Source organism: Ancylobacter sp. SL191, from assembly GCF_026625645.1.
Classification (GTDB): domain Bacteria; phylum Pseudomonadota; class Alphaproteobacteria; order Rhizobiales; family Xanthobacteraceae; genus Ancylobacter.
In genome coordinates this window covers 4,435,258-4,452,029 of the sequence record NZ_CP113056.1, presented here as the reverse complement: position 1 = coordinate 4,452,029, position 16,772 = coordinate 4,435,258, and the positions used below count along the sequence as shown (strand labels likewise).

General features: G+C 68.0%; 18 protein-coding genes and 1 tRNA gene. 6 read left to right on the top strand and 13 right to left on the bottom strand.

Annotation, left to right across the window (positions count from 1 at the left end):
• Positions 1 to 55: 55 nt before the first annotated feature.
• Together OU996_RS20425 and OU996_RS20420 are read right to left on the bottom strand one after the other, a co-directional pair.
• Positions 56 to 502 (bottom strand): response regulator, encoded by a 447-nt coding sequence (locus OU996_RS20425; RefSeq protein WP_267583417.1) that lies wholly within the window; start codon positions 500 to 502, stop codon positions 56 to 58.
• The gene (locus OU996_RS20420) at positions 499 to 1,995 is read right to left on the bottom strand and encodes a sensor histidine kinase (RefSeq protein ID WP_267583416.1); all 1,497 of its coding nucleotides are present in this window, start codon (positions 1,993 to 1,995) and stop codon (positions 499 to 501) included. Before OU996_RS20420 ends, OU996_RS20425 begins: the two co-directional genes overlap by 4 nt.
• A 175-nt stretch (positions 1,996 to 2,170) precedes the next feature.
• On the opposite strand from OU996_RS20420, the gene OU996_RS20415 reads away from it, so the two are divergent.
• Positions 2,171 to 3,271: a choloylglycine hydrolase family protein gene (locus tag OU996_RS20415; protein ID WP_267583415.1), complete on the top strand. Its 1,101-nt coding sequence runs from the start codon at positions 2,171 to 2,173 to the stop codon at positions 3,269 to 3,271.
• A 134-nt stretch (positions 3,272 to 3,405) separates the two neighbouring features.
• Entirely contained in the window at positions 3,406 to 3,564 is a 159-nt protein-coding gene (locus OU996_RS20410) for a hypothetical protein (protein WP_267583414.1), read from the top strand.
• Positions 3,565 to 3,583: 19 nt separating this feature from the next.
• Here OU996_RS20410 and OU996_RS20405 read toward each other — a convergent pair.
• Positions 3,584 to 3,660, bottom strand: a tRNA-His gene (locus OU996_RS20405).
• Between the two features lie 183 nt (positions 3,661 to 3,843).
• Here OU996_RS20405 and OU996_RS20400 point away from each other — a divergent pair.
• Positions 3,844 to 4,041 (top strand): DUF4089 domain-containing protein, encoded by a 198-nt coding sequence (locus OU996_RS20400; RefSeq protein ID WP_267583413.1) that lies wholly within the window; start codon positions 3,844 to 3,846, stop codon positions 4,039 to 4,041.
• On the top strand, positions 4,038 to 5,459 hold the full coding sequence (locus OU996_RS20395; protein WP_267583411.1) for an AtzE family amidohydrolase: 1,422 nt from the start codon (positions 4,038 to 4,040) through the stop codon (positions 5,457 to 5,459). The genes OU996_RS20400 and OU996_RS20395 overlap by 4 nt, the downstream gene beginning before the upstream one ends.
• An 8-nt stretch (positions 5,460 to 5,467) precedes the next feature.
• On the opposite strand, the gene dmeF is transcribed toward OU996_RS20395, so the two are convergent.
• From dmeF to OU996_RS20375, 4 genes are all read right to left on the bottom strand, one after another.
• Positions 5,468 to 6,559, bottom strand: coding sequence for a CDF family Co(II)/Ni(II) efflux transporter DmeF (gene dmeF / locus OU996_RS20390; RefSeq protein ID WP_267583410.1), 1,092 nt, complete (start codon positions 6,557 to 6,559; stop codon positions 5,468 to 5,470).
• Between the two features lie 29 nt (positions 6,560 to 6,588).
• A complete protein-coding gene (locus OU996_RS20385) occupies positions 6,589 to 6,867 on the bottom strand; it encodes a metal/formaldehyde-sensitive transcriptional repressor (protein ID WP_267583409.1) in 279 nt (92 codons plus the stop codon).
• An 81-nt stretch (positions 6,868 to 6,948) separates the two neighbouring features.
• On the bottom strand, positions 6,949 to 7,731 hold the full coding sequence (locus OU996_RS20380; protein ID WP_267583408.1) for a TIGR02186 family protein: 783 nt from the start codon (positions 7,729 to 7,731) through the stop codon (positions 6,949 to 6,951).
• Positions 7,731 to 8,657 (bottom strand): sulfite exporter TauE/SafE family protein, encoded by a 927-nt coding sequence (locus tag OU996_RS20375; protein WP_267583407.1) that lies wholly within the window; start codon positions 8,655 to 8,657, stop codon positions 7,731 to 7,733. Before OU996_RS20375 ends, OU996_RS20380 begins: the two co-directional genes overlap by 1 nt.
• 388 nt (positions 8,658 to 9,045) lie before the next feature.
• Between OU996_RS20375 and OU996_RS20370 the strand changes: the two genes are divergently transcribed.
• Complete coding sequence (locus tag OU996_RS20370; RefSeq protein ID WP_267585777.1) at positions 9,046 to 10,278, top strand: PQQ-dependent sugar dehydrogenase; 1,233 nt, start codon at positions 9,046 to 9,048, stop codon at positions 10,276 to 10,278.
• 75 nt (positions 10,279 to 10,353) lie between these two features.
• The gene (locus tag OU996_RS20365) at positions 10,354 to 10,689 is read left to right on the top strand and encodes a c-type cytochrome (RefSeq protein WP_267583406.1); all 336 of its coding nucleotides are present in this window, start codon (positions 10,354 to 10,356) and stop codon (positions 10,687 to 10,689) included.
• Here the strand turns inward: OU996_RS20365 and OU996_RS20360 are convergent.
• The 6 genes from OU996_RS20360 to OU996_RS20335 all read right to left on the bottom strand — a co-directional run bounded on the left by OU996_RS20360 (position 10,667) and on the right by OU996_RS20335 (position 16,769).
• A complete protein-coding gene (locus OU996_RS20360; protein WP_267583405.1) occupies positions 10,667 to 11,293 on the bottom strand; it encodes a peptidase C15 in 627 nt (208 codons plus the stop codon). The genes OU996_RS20365 and OU996_RS20360 overlap by 23 nt on opposite strands.
• An 11-nt stretch (positions 11,294 to 11,304) precedes the next feature.
• Positions 11,305 to 11,688 carry a response regulator gene (locus OU996_RS20355; RefSeq protein ID WP_267583404.1) on the bottom strand — a complete coding sequence of 128 codons (384 nt, stop codon included), beginning with the start codon at positions 11,686 to 11,688 and terminating at the stop codon, positions 11,305 to 11,307.
• A gap of 132 nt (positions 11,689 to 11,820) precedes the next feature.
• Positions 11,821 to 12,813, bottom strand: coding sequence for a methylmalonyl Co-A mutase-associated GTPase MeaB (gene meaB, locus OU996_RS20350; RefSeq protein ID WP_267583403.1), 993 nt, complete (start codon positions 12,811 to 12,813; stop codon positions 11,821 to 11,823).
• A 19-nt stretch (positions 12,814 to 12,832) separates the two neighbouring features.
• Positions 12,833 to 13,693 (bottom strand): branched-chain amino acid aminotransferase, encoded by an 861-nt coding sequence (locus OU996_RS20345; RefSeq protein WP_267583402.1) that lies wholly within the window; start codon positions 13,691 to 13,693, stop codon positions 12,833 to 12,835.
• 141 nt (positions 13,694 to 13,834) lie between these two features.
• Positions 13,835 to 15,217: a M20/M25/M40 family metallo-hydrolase gene (locus OU996_RS20340; protein WP_267583401.1), complete on the bottom strand. Its 1,383-nt coding sequence runs from the start codon at positions 15,215 to 15,217 to the stop codon at positions 13,835 to 13,837.
• Between the two features lie 49 nt (positions 15,218 to 15,266).
• On the bottom strand, positions 15,267 to 16,769 hold the full coding sequence (locus OU996_RS20335) for a helicase HerA-like domain-containing protein (protein WP_267583400.1): 1,503 nt from the start codon (positions 16,767 to 16,769) through the stop codon (positions 15,267 to 15,269).
• Positions 16,770 to 16,772 lie beyond the last annotated feature (3 nt).

Here is a 16,772-nt window from a genome sequence, read left to right as displayed (position 1 = left end):
CTGTCCCGGAATCGGTCGTTGCAGAGGCTAGGTGTCGCGCGGGCCGCTTGCCGGATCAGGTCGTCTCGGGAACCTGCATCACCGAGAAGAACAGCCCGAGCTGGCGGATGGCGTGGGCGAAGCTCTCATAGTTCACCGGCTTGGTGATGTACACATTGGCCCCGAGATCGTAGCAGCGCTGGATCTCACGCGCGTCGTCGGTGGTGGTGAGCACGACCACGGGTGTGCGCTTGGTGTGCGGGTTGCGCTTCACCTTTTCCAGGATCTCGATGCCGGTCATGTCCGGCAGGTTGAGATCGAGCAGGATGAGCAGCGAGCGCCCGGTGCTCACCTCGCCCGAGCCATCCGGCCCGAACAGGTAGGCGAGGCCATCCGTGCCATTGGTGAAGGGAAGGATCTCGTTGTTGACGCCGGCGCGGCGGATGTTCTTCTCGATGAGGCGCGCATGGCCCTCATCGTCCTCGATCATGATGATCGTTACGGATTTGGCATGCTCGGTCATGCGGCCACACTCCCTGCTACGGCCCGCGGATAGGCGGGCAGGCTCAGGGTGAAGACGCTTCCCTGGCCAAAGGTTGACTTAAGCGAAATATCGCCGCCGAGGTTCCGGGCCATGGTGCGCACATGGGCGAGGCCGATGCCCTCGCCCGGCTGGTCCTGTGGGCCGGAACGGCGGAAAAGCTCAAAGACGCGCTCATGGTCGCCGGGGTCGATGCCGCGGCCATTGTCCTCCACCGCGATATCGACCAGCCCGCCGGGCCGGGTGGTGGCGCGGATGGAGATGCGCAGCGGCTCATCGCGGCGGCGGTACTTCACCGCATTGTCCAGCAGATTGCCGATGATCTGCTCGACCGAGAGCCGGTCGGCGACGAGACTCGGCACCCGCGCGTCGATGGTGACCTCGCCCTGCGCTTCCGTGACCTGATGCTGGATGGCCGCCGCCGAGTTGTTGAGCAGCGCCGGCAGGTCGATGCGCTCGGGCTTGGTGACGCGCCGGCCTTCGCGCGAGAGCTTGAGGATGGCGTTGATCAGCCCGTCCATCTTGCGGGTCGAGGAGCGGATGAAGCCGAGCGCCTCCGGCAGATCCTCGCGCGCGGCGAGGCGCACGGCTTCGAGATCCGGCGTGTTCTCGTCGCCGTCATGACGATCGACGAAGCCCTGCAGCGTGGCGACGCTCTGTTCCAGCTCCGAGGTGAAGCCCATGATGTTGACCAGCGGGGCGCGCAGATCGTGCGTCACAATATAGGCGAAGCGCTGGATTTCATCATTCGCCCGGCCGAGTTCGAAGGTGCGCTCGCGCACGCGCTCCTCAAGGCTGGCGTTGAGTTCCTCGATTTCGCGGCGGGTCGCAGCGAGCTGGCGCAGATAGACGAAAATGGTGGCCATGCCGGCAACGGTCACCGCGAGCACCAAGAGCCCGCCGCCGACCGAGACCCACCACAGCGCGTTGGCGCTCGAGGCCTGCTCGGCGTTGATTGCCAGAAGGCGCTTCTCCGCCTGCTCGATGATCGCGGCGAAGGCGTCGCGGGCGCGGTCCATCAGCTCCTTGCCGGTATCGCCACGCACGATGTCGACCGCCTGCGCGAGCTGGCCCGCCTCGGTAAGGTCCACCGTCTGCTGCAGCTCGGCCATCTTGGCCTTCGCCGTGGCGATGAGATCGGGCGCGAGCTGGCGGGCAACGGGATCGACCTGCGCCGCACGCTCGAAGGTCTCGATCTGCGCAGGAAGCTTCTGCATCGCGGCGCGGAACGGCGTCAGATAGGTCGGGTCGCTGGTGAGCAGATAGCCACGCTGGCCGGTTTCCAGATCCTGCAGCAGCGAGCGGAAATCCACCGTGGCCGCGCGCAGGCGACGCATTTGCTGGACTTCCACCACCAGCGACTGTGTGCGCTGGACCAGCCACACATTGCTCGCCACCACGCCCGCCAGCGCGACAAGCCCGAGCAGCAGGAGCAGCAGCGTCGAGACAATGAAGGAACCGCGCGAGATGGGCATGAAGGCTCCGGCGACGTATCATTCAAAAAGGCGGCGATGAGCCCGCAAAGGCCGATCCGGGAAGCTGACCCGATGGGATGGCGGCGTCCCGGCGCGAGCGATAATCATCAATGCACGGTGGTGCCGATCACTGGCATCATCTAGCGAAGAAAATGACAAAACAGGAGGTACCCCAATGTTGCGCCTTGCGGCTACTGCGCTTTCGCTGCTCGCCATGGTGAATGCGGGCCTCGCCTGCACCGCCGTCGACATCGTCGCCGCCGACAAATCGGTGGTCGCCGGTCGCACCATGGAATGGGCCTATGACATGAAATGGACGCTGGTGAGCCAGCCCAAGGGCACCACGCTCACCCTGTCCGCGCCCAAGGCAACCGGCTTGCCGGACCTGAAGGTGACGACGAAATTCTCTGTGGTCGGGGTGAGTGCCGGCATCATTCCCGGCGGCGCGCTGCTCGATGGGCAGAACGCCGAGGGCCTCTCGATGAGCGCCAATTTCCTGCCCGGCTTCACCCAGTACCAGACCGTGACGCCGCAGGACACGCAGTACCAGTCCGTGCTCACCTTCGGCAGCTGGGTGCTGGGCAGCTTCGCCAATGTCGCCGATCTGCGCGCCGGGCTCGCGACGATGAAGGTCTGGGCCGATGACAGCCTGCCGAGCGGGCCGACGCCGCCGACCATCCATTTCGTCTTCGTCGATCGCAGCGGGGCGGGCATCGTCGTCGAATATGTCGGCGGCGAGGTGCGCATCCACGACAACGCCGCCCATGTGCTCACCAACGCGCCGACCTATGACTGGCACCTGAACAATCTGCGCAACTATCTGAGCCTGTCGACCGTCGCGGTGGCGCAGCGCCCTGTCGGCAACCTCAACGTGACCGAGCTTGGCGCGGGCGGCGGCGGCATCGGCCTGCCGGGCGATTACACGCCGCCCTCGCGCTTCGTGAAGGCCGCCTTCCTGCGCCATTACGCGGAGCAGCCGAAGGACGCGGCTGGCGCCGCGCAGATGGTCGGCCACATCCTCAACAATGTGGACATCCCCGTCGGCATCGCCCAGTTCAAGAATCCGGACGGCTCGCTGAGCTCCGACTACACGCAATGGGTCGTGGTGAAGGATCTCACCAACAACCGGCTGAGCATCGCCAATTACGCCAACCGGCTGAACTACCTGACCATCGACCTCAACCCGCTCTTCGCCGACGCTAAGCCGGGCGCCAAGCTGGTGGACGATCTGCCCTATCCCAAGCCGGTCGCGGCGCCCGGCGTGCTCGCGCCCTGACCGAGACAACCGGCGGCGCGGCAGCTCTCGCGCCGCCGGCTTATCCCAGACCGTGCCTTGGTGCGGTCTGGCCGTCCGCTTGCATGGCCCTCCGCGGACGTGAATCGCGACGTCCGGCAGCCGGGAGTGACGTCATGTCGGCCGAGGAAGCTCACGCGGCGGATCAGTTCGCCGTCGCCTATGCCCGCAAATACGGATCGCGCCTTCGGGTGCGTGCCGATGTCTGGCTCAAGCTGAAGGAGGCGGGGGCGGACACGTCGCTCTATATCTGCCTGACGCAGACGGGCGGCTGAGCGTGCCCGACAATCATTCTGGTACAGCTGGGTGGGCTCGAACCACCGACCTCCGGTTCCACAGACCGGCGCTCTAACCAACTGAGCTACAGCTGCGTGCCAGAACGGCGCGGAACCTAATTGCGCGGCCTGCGCTTGGCAAGAGCGCCTGTGTGTAAGTTGTGGCCCTGTGGGAGCCGCACATGGTCGAAGATGCGGCGTTCGGGCGCCCTGACTGAAAAATGGACTTGTTCACCGTGATTGTATGCAATCTAATACCATCCGGTGGGGAGGGCGAGCATGGCGGACTGGGACATCACCGACGAGGCTCTGGCGGCACTGCTGGATGGCGGGCTGGCGGTTCAGGCCCTGCCGCTTGAGGAGACGCTGCGCCCGCGCGTGCTCATGCACCTCAAGACCGCCGTCGCCATGGCCGCGCTGGTGACGGACTTGCCGCTGCCCGACGAGGCCGAGCCGGCACCGGTCTACCGGCCATGAGCCTGACCGAGGTGGATACCGACCGGGTGATCGAATTGTTGGGCGGCAGCGCCCTGGATCTCGCCGCCGCGGTGCGGGCTGGCGAGGTCAGCGCGCGCGCCGTGGTCGAGGCGGCGCTGGCCCGCATCGCCGTGGTCGACCCGGTGCTCAACGCCTTTACCGACGTCACCGCCGCCCGCGCCCGTGCCGAGGCCGACGCGATCGACGCCCGCCGCGCCGCCGGCAAGCCGCTCGGCCCCCTGGCCGGCGTGCCCTTCGCGGTGAAGAATCTGTTCGACCTGAAGGGCCTGCCGACGCGGGCCGGCTCGAAGATCAACCGCGACCGGCCGCCCGCGCCGCGCGACGCGACGCTGGTGGAGCGGCTGAACGCTGCCGATGCGGTGTGCCTCGGCGGGCTGAACATGGGCGAATATGCCTATGATTTCACCGGCGAGAATGTGCATGACGGCATTTCGCGCAACCCGCACGCCATAGGCCACATGGCCGGCGGCTCGTCGGGCGGCTCGGGCGCGGCGGTCGGCGGCAAGCTGGTGCCGCTGGCGCTCGGCTCGGACACCAATGGCTCGATCCGCGTGCCGTCCTCCTTCTGCGGCATTTTCGGGCTGAAGCCGACCTATGGCCGGCTGTCGCGCGCCCGCAGCTTCCCCTTCGTGGCCAGCCTCGACCATCTCGGCCCCTTCGCCCGCACTGTCGGCGACCTCGCGGCCAGCTATGACGCGCTGCTTGGCCCCGATGCGGACGACCCGGCGCTGGCCGACATGCCGGCCGAACCGGTGCTGGAGCGGCTGGACGCGCCGGGCGATCTCAAGGTCGCCGTGCTCGGCGGCTGGTTCGCGCGGCAGGGCTCGCTGCAGACCTATGCGGCGGTGGCCGCCGCCGCGCGGGCGCTGGGCGCCAAGCGCTCGGTGGAGCTGCCGGAGGTGGAGCGGGCGCGCGCCGCCGCCTATCTCATCACCATGGCCGAGGGCGCGGCGCTGCATCTCGACCGCATGCGCACGCGACCCGGCGATTTCGACCCGGCGGTGCGCGAGCGGCTGCTGGCCGGCGCGGTGCTGCCCGCCGCCTGGATCGCGCGGGCGCAGATCCTGCGCCGCTGGTTCCGCGAGCGGGCGCTGGAGCTGTTCGCCGAGTATGACGTGCTGATCGCCCCCGCCTCGCCGGTGCCGGCGCCAAAGAGCGGGCAGGTGACCTTCGTGCTCGACGGGCGCGAGATGCTGGTGCGGCCGAATATCGGCATCTACACCCAGCCGATCTCCTTCATCGGCCTTCCGGTGGTCGCCGCGCCGATCCCGCTCAATGAGCGGCTGCCGGTGGCGGTGCAACTCATCGCCGCGCCCTGGCGCGAGGACGCGGCGCTGAAGGCGGCGCGGGTGCTGGAGCGCGCCGGGGTTGCCGTCGCGCCCGAGCCGGCGGTGTAGCCCGGCCCTCAGGCCGCACGGGCCTCGACCGGGTTCACCTCCACGGTGACGTGCGAGAGCCCTTCAATGTGCTCCAGATCGTGCTTGTAGGCGGCCGGCGCGCGCGGCGTCGCGCTGCGCAGCGCGACCACCGCCGCGTGGTGGCCGGGGCCGACCTGCCAGACATGCAGGTCCGTCACCTCCGCGCCCTGCTCCTCCAGCGTGGCGCGGATGGTCTGCGGCAGGCCGGCGCGCGGTGTGAAGTCGAGCAGCACGCCAGCCGTGTCGCGCAGCAGGCCGAAGGACCAGCGGGCGACGACCAGCGCGCCGACGATGCCGATGACCGGATCGAGCCAGAGGAAGCCGTAAAGGCTGCCGCCGAGCAGAGCGAGGATGGCGAAGACCGAGGTGAGCGCGTCGGTCAGCACATGGAGATAGGCGGCACGCAGGTTGTTGTCCTGCGTCGGTGCCGCCGCGGCGGGTTCAGCGTGGGGATGGGCGTGGGGATGAGCGTGGTCATGGTCATGATGCGCATGGTCATGATGGCCGTGCGCGTGGCCGTGGTCGTGATGATCCTCATGCGCGTGCCCGTGATGCCCGTGCCCATGATGCCCGTGGCTGTGGCCGTGCAGATGGTCGTGGTCGTCGCGCAGCAGCCAGGCACAGACGAGGTTCACCACCAGCCCGAAGCTGGCCACAATGATCGCCTCGCGGAACTCGATCGAGACCGGCGCGGTGAGACGCAGCGCGCTCTCCCAGCCGATCAGGATCGCCACGATGGCGAGAACCACGGCGCTGGCGAAGGCGGCGAGGTCGCCCACCTTGCCGGTGCCGAAGCTGAAGCGCGGATCATTGGCGTGCCGCGCGGCGTAGCGATAGGCCAGCGCGGTGATCAGCATGGCGGCCGCGTGGGTCGACATGTGCCAGCCATCGGCCAGCAGCGCCATGGAGCCGAATAGCGAGCCCGCGACGATCTCCAGCACCATGACGCTCGCGGTGATGGCGATGACGATCCAGGTGCGGCGCTCATGGCGGCGGTGGCGGTCGCCGAGGAAGTTGTGCGCGTGGCGGTCGGATAGCGGGCCGGCGGGTTGCAGCGCGGCGGGGATGGGGGCGTGCATGGCGGGCTCCGGGCTCAGGTGAGACAGGCTTATTTGAGATAGGTGCGGATGACGTCCATCAGCTCGGCGGCGCCGCGCGCGCGGTCGCGGTCGGTGTCGGTTGCGGGATCGACGACATGGTGGCGCATGTGGTCCTCGATCAGCTCGACCGTCAGGCCGTTCATCGCCCCGCGCACGGAGGCGACGAGCTGGAGCACGTCGGCGCAGCCGAGCTCCGCCTCCAGCGCCCGCTCGACCGCCTCGACCTGCCCGCGAATGCGCCGCACCCGTGCCAGCAGCCGGGACTTTTCCTTGATGGTGTGGGACATGATCCGCTCGAATATAGGGTACCCCCCTATATTATCCTGATCGCGCGCCGAGTCACCCCTCTCGTGGCGCCAGGGCGAAAATCAGTCGCGGCGGAAGGCGACGCTGGCGATGAAGCCGACGGCGAGCGCGCCCAGCGCGCTTGCGAGGCCGTAGAGCCAGGGATGATCCTGCGCGGCGGTGGCGACGGTCTGCTCGAAATCCACCTTGGCGACTTCGAGGGACACCATGCCCCGGCTCTCGAGATCGCCGTCGATGAAGGTCTTCACCGAGACCTGATAGGTGCCGATCGGGGCGGTGCCGGGGATCGGGATAACCGTACGGAACACATGCGGGGCGATGAATTCCACGCCCTGCTTGTTTTCCACATAGAGGTGCTCGGCCTGCTTGACCCTCAGGAATGCCTGCCGGAACGGGTCATCCGGGACGACATCCGCGTAGTCGGCGCCGACGCGCTGGAGGAAGCGGTTATTGGCGAGGCCGAGCTGCTCCTGCCGCAGCGTGTCAGGATCGGACATCAGCGCCGGATCGCGGCTGCTCAGCACGGCGAGATAGGACGGAGCGGCAAGGAAGGCGCGGCTGTCGACATTCACGAACAGGCCGAAGCGCCGTTCCTTGCGCCGCGCGACGAAGCTCTCATCCGGTCCGCGCACGGTGACGACGACATCGCGCGGGCGGTCCGGTTCGCCGGGCGCGCGCTCGACCACGCCGAACAGCACGATGCTGTCGCCGGAAAAGCTCGAGGTGATGGTGATGCGCGATTTCGACAGCGACAGCACCAGCGGGGGCGGCGTCTGCGCCAGTGCGAGGCTGGCGGGGGCCAGCAGCACCGCGAGGGCGAGAAGAAGGCGGCGGGTGGCGCTCATCACCGCGCCCGCTCATTGATGGTGACGCTGTACAGGTCCGCCGGTTGCCGCGTCTGGTCATAGGCGACGCGCAACCCGACGGCGAGCACGAGAAGGCCGAGCAGCAGGCGCAGATTTTCCGCCTTCAGCGCCTGCCCGGCGCGGGTGCCGAACTGCGCGCCGATGGTGCCGCCGACCATGAGGATGAGGCCGAGCACCGCGTCCACCGTCTGGTTCAGCACCGCCTGCATCACGATGGCCGCCAGCATGGTGGCGAGCGTCAGCATCAGCGAGGTGCCGACCGAGGTGAGGGTGGGCACGCGCAGAAGATAGATCAGCGCCGGCACCAGCAGGAAGCCGCCGCCAATGCCCATCAGCGCGCCGAGAAAGCCGATGAGGAAGCCGATGACGAGCACCGGGATGACCGAGACATAGATGCGCGACTGGCGAAAGCGCATCTTGAACGGCATGCGCAGGAACCAGGGATGCGCCCCCGGCCGCTTCACCATGGGTGGCTCGCCGCGCCAGCGCCGGGTGAGCGCGCGCAGGCTCTCCACCACCATCAGCGTGCCGATAGCGCTGAGCAGCACGATGTAGGAGACCGCGATCACCAGATCGAGCTGGCCAAAGCGGCGCAGCAGCATGAAGGTCAGCACGCCTCCCAGCGTGCCGGTGAGACCGCCGATGAGCAGGACGAAGCCGAGCTGGGTGTCCACCTGCTTGCGCCGCAGATAATTCAGCGTGCCGGAGAAGGAGGAGGCGGCCATGTGGGTCGAGACGCTCGCCACCGCCACGGCCGGCGAAACACCGAGAAAGATGAGCAGCGGCGTCATCAGGAAGCCGCCGCCGACGCCGAACATGCCGGAAATGAACCCGACCCCGAGGCCCATCGCCAGCAGGGTGAAGATGTTCACCGGCAGTTCCGCGATCGGCAGATAGATCGTCATGCGCGCCGTGGCCTCCCGAGCCGGCGCCGCCTCCTTCCCGAGGCGACCGGCTCTGCGCCAACGACTTAGCAGGATTCGTCGCCGGGAACATGACCGCCCAAGCCGGGGCTATCCGGCGGTGGTATGCGTTATAATGTAGAAATCAAGTCATCGTGGTTCAATTGTAGTAGTGAAATGCTACATGGCTTTGTCGTGGCAATATTTGTGGTCGCATTCGTGGCCGCGGTAAAAAGAAATAACCAATAACGTCATCATGGCTGACTTAACGTCAGCGACGCGCGTGCTAGCGTGCCGGCGCAACGGGCCCGTTCGAGGCCCGGCACTTAGGAGGAACCCCATGTCCAAGAACCGTTCCGGCGGGCGCGCTGGCGCGCTGCTGGCCTCGACCATGCTTGCCGGCGTGCTGGCGCTGACCGGCGCCGCCCGTGCCCAATCGACCGACAATCTGGAGAAGCTGTCCAACTTCCAGTCGACCGGCGCCTCCATGGAAATGGAAACGGTGCCGCAGACCGGCCCGCGCGTCGACGCGTTCAACAAGACGCTCGCCGGCATCAAGCTGCCGGACGGCTTCAAGATTTCGCTCTACGCCATCGTGCCGGATGCCCGCGAAATGGCGATCGGGCCGACCACCGGCGTTGTCTTCGTCGGCACCCGCAAATCCAAGGTCTGGGCGGTGACGGACCGCGACAAGGACCGCGTGGCCGACGAGGTGAAGGTCTTCGCGCCTTCGGTGCAGTTCAAGCTGCCGCATGGCGTCTGCTTCTCCAAGGACGGCTTCCTGTTCGTCGCCGAGCAGAACCGCGTGCTGCTGTTCCCGGCGGCGGAGTATTTCTATGAGGGCCCGGACGTCGCCGCCTTCCAGGTGGTCAAGCAGGGCGACCTGATCCCGCGCGCCGAGGAATCCTACAACCACACCACCCGCGTCTGCCGCATCGGGCCGGACGACAAGCTCTACATAACGCTCGGCCAGCCCTTCAACGTGTTCCCGCAGGAGAAGTACGACCTCTACAAGAAGGTCGGCATCGGCGGCATCGTGCGCATGGACCGCGACGGCAAGAACCGCGAGGTCTATGCCTGGGGCGTGCGCAATTCCGTCGGCATGGACTTCAATGCCAAGGACAAGACGCTCTGGTTCACCGACAATCAGGTGGACGGCATGGGCGACGACATCCCGCCGGGCGAGCTGAATCGCGCCACCAAGGCCGGGCAGAATTTCGGCTTCCCCTATTTCGGCGGCGGCTCGGTGCGCACCGTCGAGTACAAGGACGCGACGCCCCCGGCGGATGCGGTGAAGCCGGAGGTCGAGATGGTCGCGCATGCCGCCGATCTCGGCATGACCTTCTATACCGGCCAGCAATTCCCGGAGAAGTATCGCGGCGGCATCTTCTCGGTGCAGCATGGTTCCTGGAACCGCACCGTGCCGGTGGGCGCGCGGGTGATGTTCACCACGCTCAACGAGGATGGCACGGCGGCCAAGGCCGAGCCCTTCGCCGAGGGCTGGCTGACCGGCAATGGCGAGTATCTCGGCCGTCCGGCGGCGGTGGCGCAGCTCAATGACGGCTCGCTGCTGGTCTCGGACGACACGTCGGGGGCGATCTACCGCATCTCCTACGGCAAGTAGGACTCTCCGTCAGATCGACGCCCGCGGCCCACCCCGGTCGCGGGCGTTCCTCACGCATCCATGCCGGGAAAGCCGATGCCATCTTCACCTCTCGCGCCGCTCGCTGCGGCGGCGCTTCTTCTCGCCTCCACCGCCCTGGCCACAGCACAGGACGCCAAGGCCGGGCGCGCCAAGGCCTCCGCCCAATGCGCGGTCTGCCATGGCGCCAACGGCCTGTCGCAGCATCCCGAGGCGCCGAACCTCGCCGGTCAGGTCGAGATGTATCTGATGAAGTCGCTGGAGGATTTTCGCGCCGGCCGGCGCAGCAACGAGATGATGACGGTGGTGAGCAAGGATCTCACCGATGCCGACATCGCCAACCTCGCCGCCTGGTACGCCTCGATCCGCATCACCGTCGAGCCCGCTCAATAGGCGCCGCGCGCCGCTGGGCGATGAGCGCCCGCAGCAGCGCCTCTAGCGCGCGGTGCATCTGCGCCAGCGTCAGGCCGGGGCGGGGCAGCGGGACGTGAACGAAGACGGCGCGCCGTCCCTCGGCCTGCGCCCAGCCATAGGCGCGGTAGGCCAGCGCGTTGCAGATGTAGCGCCCGGCATCGCGCGACAGCCGGGCGGGCACGCCGGCGCCGGAGAGGGCGTGACGCAGCGCGGCGGGCCGGGCGGGGCAGGCGATGCGGGCCGGGCCGCCGGGAGCGATGACGCGCGAGACGGGGCGTCGCCGTGCGACATCGGGAAAGCTGCCGCCGCCATTGCGCCCGGAAATCTCAATGCACAGCGCCCGCCGCCGGGCGGCGAGGCCGATCATCAGCACGATATCCGGCGCTTCCTGCGCCAAAAAGGCGGGAAAACCCTCGGTGGCCTGCCACTCGGTCGGCAGCGTCACGGCGCTGAGCCGGACACCGGGCAGCCGGCGGCTGCGGGCGAACGCCCGCGCCAGCATGGCGGAAGGGTTGGACGGTGCGCCGGGGAAGGGGCCGAAGCCGGTGATCAACACGCGCAGGGGAGGCGGCACCGGCGGCATGGCGGGAAGGGTCAGGCGGTCTGGGCGTCGAGCGCGCGCAGAAGGGCGCCTTCGAGCTCGGCGAGCTGGAACGGCTTGGTCAGCACCGGACGGGTGCGCCAGTCCGCGATGAGGTCGTCATCGGCATAGCCGGTCGCGAACACCACGGGGATGCCATGGCCACTGGCCGCCGCGGCGACGTCATAAGACCGCTTGCCGTTCAGATTGAGGTCGAGCAGGGCCACGTCGATGTCGGCATGGCGCTCCGCGACGAAATTCAGCGCGTCGCTCACCGCCGATGTGGTGCCGACGACGGTGCCGCCAAGTTCCTCGATCATGGACTCGATCATCATCGCGACGAGGGCTTCGTCCTCGACGAGAAAGATGCGTCGTCCGCTGAGGTCCACTTTGCTCATGACAGCCTCCGGCGTGCTTCGGTACGTTGAACCGAGCGGGCTGAACCTCCCGCTCCGGGCAGTATCCGTTCACCAGAATGGTGGAACCCGAACCCTAACACGTTCAATCCGGCATTTTGAGGGTGTGATCTCTCACAAACCCAGCTGCAGGGCGATGCGGCCGGCGCCGAGGGCGGGGGAGAGCCGCCCCGTGCCGACCTCCGCCTCGATCCGCGCGAGTTCCGCGCGGAGGGCGGCATCCGCGCGCAGCCGGGCGCGCAGGCGCTCGTCGAACAGGGTCCACATCCACTTCACCTGCTGCGCGCTGCGCTTGGCCTCAAAGCTGCCGGCGGCCTGCGCGCGGCTGCGATGCAGCGCCACCTGCTGCCAGAGATCGTCGATGCCCGCGCCGGTGAGGCCGGAATAGGTGAGCACCGGCACGCTCCAATGCGCCTCGCGCCCACCCAGCACATGCAGCGCGGCGCGGTACTCGGCCGCTGCCGCGCGGGCGCGGACGGCATTCTCGCCATCGGCCTTGTTCACCGCGACGATATCGGCGAGTTCGATGATGCCCTTCTTGATACCCTGAAGCTCGTCGCCGGCGCCGGGCAGCATCAGCACGAGAAAGGTGTCGGTCATGTCCGCCACCGCCGTCTCGGACTGGCCGACGCCGACTGTCTCGACCAGCACGATATCGAAACCGGCGGCCTCGCAGATCAGCAGCGTCTCGCGGGTGCGGGCGGCGACCCCGCCCAGCGTGCCGGCGGCGGGCGAGGGGCGGATGAAGGCACGCGCATCCATGGAGAGCCGCGCCATCCGCGTCTTGTCGCCGAGGATCGAGCCGCCGGAGCGCGAGGAGGAGGGATCGACCGCCAGCACGGCGACGCGGTGCCCCTGCGCGGTGAGGTGGGTGCCGAGCGTGTCGATGGTGGTGGATTTGCCCACCCCCGGCACGCCGGTAATGCCGACGCGCATCGCCGTGCCGGTGAAGGGCAGGAGGCGCTGCAGCAGATCTTCCGCCCGTGCGCGGTGCTCGGCCTTGCGCGATTCCACCAGCGTGATCGCCCGCGCCAGCATCGCCCGGTTGCCGGCGCGCACCCCCTCGACCAGCGCGTCGAGCGAGGGGAGGGCGTGCGCTTCGTTCATGGCGGGGCCAGGCTTTCGATCAGCTATGGGCGAAGTCCCAATAGAGCTTGCGGGCGCGGCGATAGACCGGGCCGGGCTGCAACTCGCGCTCCTCGATGCGGGTGATCGGGGAGACCTTCGAGTAGTTGCCGGTGGTGAACAGCTCGTCCGCGCCGCGGAAATCCTCCCAGCGCAGCGAGGTCTCGACCACCTCGACGCCCGCCTCGCGCAAGAGGCCGATGGTGCGGGTGCGGGTGATGCCGGCGAGGAACGTGCCGTTGGCGGCGGGGGTGAAGGCGACGCCGTCCTTCACCATGAAGACATTGGCGGTGGCGAGCTCGGCGACATTGCCGAGCATGTCGCACAGCGCCGCATTATCGAAGCCGCGCTTATGCGCCTCGACTAGCGCGCGGGCATTGTTCGGGTAGAGCGCGCCGGCCTTGGCGTCGGTCACCGCGCATTCCACCGTCGGGCGGCGGAAGGGCGAGAGGGTGATGGCCGTGCCATGCGCCGGGTCGGGCATGCCGGCCTCATAGAGGCTGAGGCACCAGCGGGTCGACTCGGCATCCGCATCCACCGTGCGCGCGCCGGGATATTCGGCCCAGTACATCGGCCGGATATAGAGCGCGGCATCCGGCGCGAAGTGCTTGAGGCCCTGGTGGGTCAGCTCGATCCACTTCTCCACCGGCACCACCGCCTTCAGCCCCATCGCGACCGCCGAGCGGTTGACGCGCAGGCAGTGCAGTTCGAGGTCCGGCGTCACGCCCTCAAAGGCGCGGGCGCCATCGAACACCGAAGTGCCGAGCCAGGCGGCGTGGGTGCGCACGCCCATGATCGGCACATTGCCCTCATGCCAGGCGCCGTCGAGATAGGTGAAGGTGCGGGTCCAGCTATGGGACATCGGAAAGGCTCCGCGCGTCGCGGCCGCCTCACGCGGCCGGCAGTTTCGGGTGAGCGGTTCTGGCATGGCGGGGAAGACCCCGCCACGCGACTTTAGACCCTTGGCGGGCAAGACCCCGCCATGCGACTTTCAGGGCGCGGCTCAGTCGGCCAGCGCCGCCAGCACGCGCACCCAGCTGCGAATGCCCTTGTGGAAGGAGGCGAGGTCGTATTTCTCGTTCGGCGAGTGGATGCGGTCATCGTCCAGCGCGAAGCCGATCAGCAGCGTGTCCTGATCCAGCGTCTTCTTGAAATGGCCGACGATCGGGATCGAGCCGCCCGCGCCGACTGTCACCGCAGGCTTGCCCCATTCGTCGCCCAGCGCGGCGCTGGCCTTGGCGAGGTTCGGGTTGTCATGGGAGACGGCGACCGCCGGCGAGCCCTCGCCGCCGCGGAACGCGACCGAGCAGTCGGCGGGAATGAAGCTGCGCACGAAAGCGCGCACCGCGTCGCGCACATGCACCGGGTTCTGTCCGGCGACGAGGCGGCAGGAGATCTTGGCCGTGGCGATGGAGGGGATGACGGTTTTCGCGCCCTCGCCAATATAACCGCCCCACATGCCGTTGACCTCGAAGGTCGGGCGCGAGGTGGTCATCTCCACCAGCGAGCGGCCCTGCTCGCCGATGGGCTGTGACAGGCCGATCGGGCCGAGGAACACCTCGGGCGTCAGCCCCAGCGTGTTCCACTGCGCCTTCACCTCGTCCGGCGGCTCGACCACGCCGTCATAGAAGCCTGGAATGGTGATGCGCCCCTCCGGCCCATGCACGGCACCGATGATCGTGGAGAGCACATGCAGCGGGTTGGCGGCGGCCCCGCCATAATAGCCCGAATGCAGGTCGCGATTGGAGCAGGTGACGACGATCTCGTCATGCATCAGCCCGCGCAGCGAGACGGTGATGGCCGGCGTCGTCGCGTTCCACATCGAGGTGTCGCAGACCAGCGCGAGGTTGGCGGCAAGCGCGTCGCGGTTGGCCTCAAGGAAGGGCGGCAGGTTGCCCGAACCGTTCTCCTCCTCGCCCTCGACCATGATGGTGACGTCGACGGGCAGCGTGCCGGTGACCTTGAGATAGGCGCGGCAGGCCTCGACGAAGGTCATCACCTGGCCCTTGTCGTCGGAGGAGCCGCGCGCGACGATACGCTTCACCCCGTTCGGCCCCTCGACGATCTTCGGCTCGAAGGGTGGGTTCTCCCACAGTTCCAGCGGATCGACCGGCTGCACGTCGTAATGGCCGTAGAACAGCACGCGCTTGCCGGTGCCGAGCTGCGAGATGCCGGTGACGACCGGGTGGCCGGGCGTGTCGTTGAGCTTGGCGGCGAGGCCGAGGCCGGCGAGATCGTCCACCAGCCACTGGCCGGCGCGGCGGCATTCGCTCGCATAGGCGCTGTCGGTCGAGATCGAGGGAATGCGCAGGAAGGCGAAGAGCCGTTCCAGGGCGCCGTCGAGATCGGCATCGACGGCGGCGAGGACGCGATCGAGATCGCTCATCAGAAAGTTCCTTGTGCGATTGGCCCCGCCGGGGCGGGGGTAGGGGTGGCTAGCGCCGTCGCGCCCCGCCGAGAATGTTGCGCAGGATGGCCTTTGTGACCTGATTGGTCACCTCGCGCGTCACCTGCCGCGTGACCTGTTCGCCGATCGTCATGCGCCCGCGCGTGCGTCCGCTGCCGAAAAGCCCGCCCAGCACATCGCTGATCCAGCCGCCGCCGGCGGCATCGGCCTGCGTGGGGGCGGGCGTCTCCGGGGCCGGGCTCTCGGCGGCGCGGCGGGCGAGCATCTCATAGGCGGAGTCGGCGTCCAGCGTTTCGTCATAGATGCCGCGCACCGGGCTCCTCTGGAGCGCCACCTTCCTCTCCTCCGGCGTGATCGGGCCGACACGGCTGGCCGGTGGGGCGATGAGCGTGCGCTGGACGATGGAAGGCGTGCCATTGCCCTCCAGCGTCGAGACCAGCGCCTCGCCCTTGCCGAGCTCGGTGATGACGCGGGCGGTGTCGAGCGCCGGGTTGGGGCGGAAGGTGTCGGCGGCGGATTTCACCGCCTTCTGGTCGCGCGGGGTGAAGGCGCGCAGCGCGTGCTGCACCCGGTTGCCGAGCTGGGCCAGCACGCTTTCCGGCACATCCAGCGGGTTCTGGGTGACGAAATAGACGCCGACGCCCTTGGAGCGGATGAGCCGCACCACCTGCTCGATCTTCTGCAACAGGGCCCTTGGTGCGCCGTCGAACAGGAGGTGCGCCTCGTCGAAGAAGAACACGACCTTGGGCTTGTCGGGGTCGCCGACCTCGGGAAGCTCCTCGAACAGTTCCGACAGCAGCCAGAGCAGGAAGGTGGCGTAGAGTTGCGGCGCGCCCATCAGCTTGTCGGCGGCGAGGATGCTGATCGTGCCATAGCCCGAGCGCGGCTCGACCCGCATGAGATCGCTGATCTTCAGCGCCGGCTCGCCGAAGAACTTGTCGGCGCCTTGATTTTCGAGAACCAGAAGCTGGCGCTGGATGGCACCAACGGTCGCGGCCGAGACATTGCCATAGGTCGTGGTGAGCTTGCCCGCATTCTCCGCCACGAAGGCGAGCATAGCGCGCAGATCCTTGAGGTCGAGCAGCAGGAGGCCCTGCTCGTCAGCGACGCGGAAGACGACGTTGAGCACGCCTTCCTGAACCTCATTGAGGTTCATCAGCCTGGCCAGCAGCAGCGGCCCCATCTCCGAGACCGTGGCGCGCACCGGGTGACCCTGCTCGCCGAACAGATCCCAGAAGATCACCGGGAATTCGTCCGGCACATAGTCGATGCCGATTTCCGCGCAGCGCTTGAGGATCCAGTCCGGTCCCTCGCCTTGCATGGCGATGCCGGAGAGGTCGCCCTTGATGTCGGCGGCGAAGACCGGGACACCGGCCCGTGAGAAGCCTTCCGCCAGCGTCTGCAACGTCACCGTCTTGCCGGTGCCGGTGGCGCCGGTGGCGAGGCCGTGCCGGTTGGCGAGCTTGAGCGAGAGATATTCGGGCGTGTCGCTGCGGCCGAGAAAGATCTTGCCGTCGATGTCACCGGACATGGT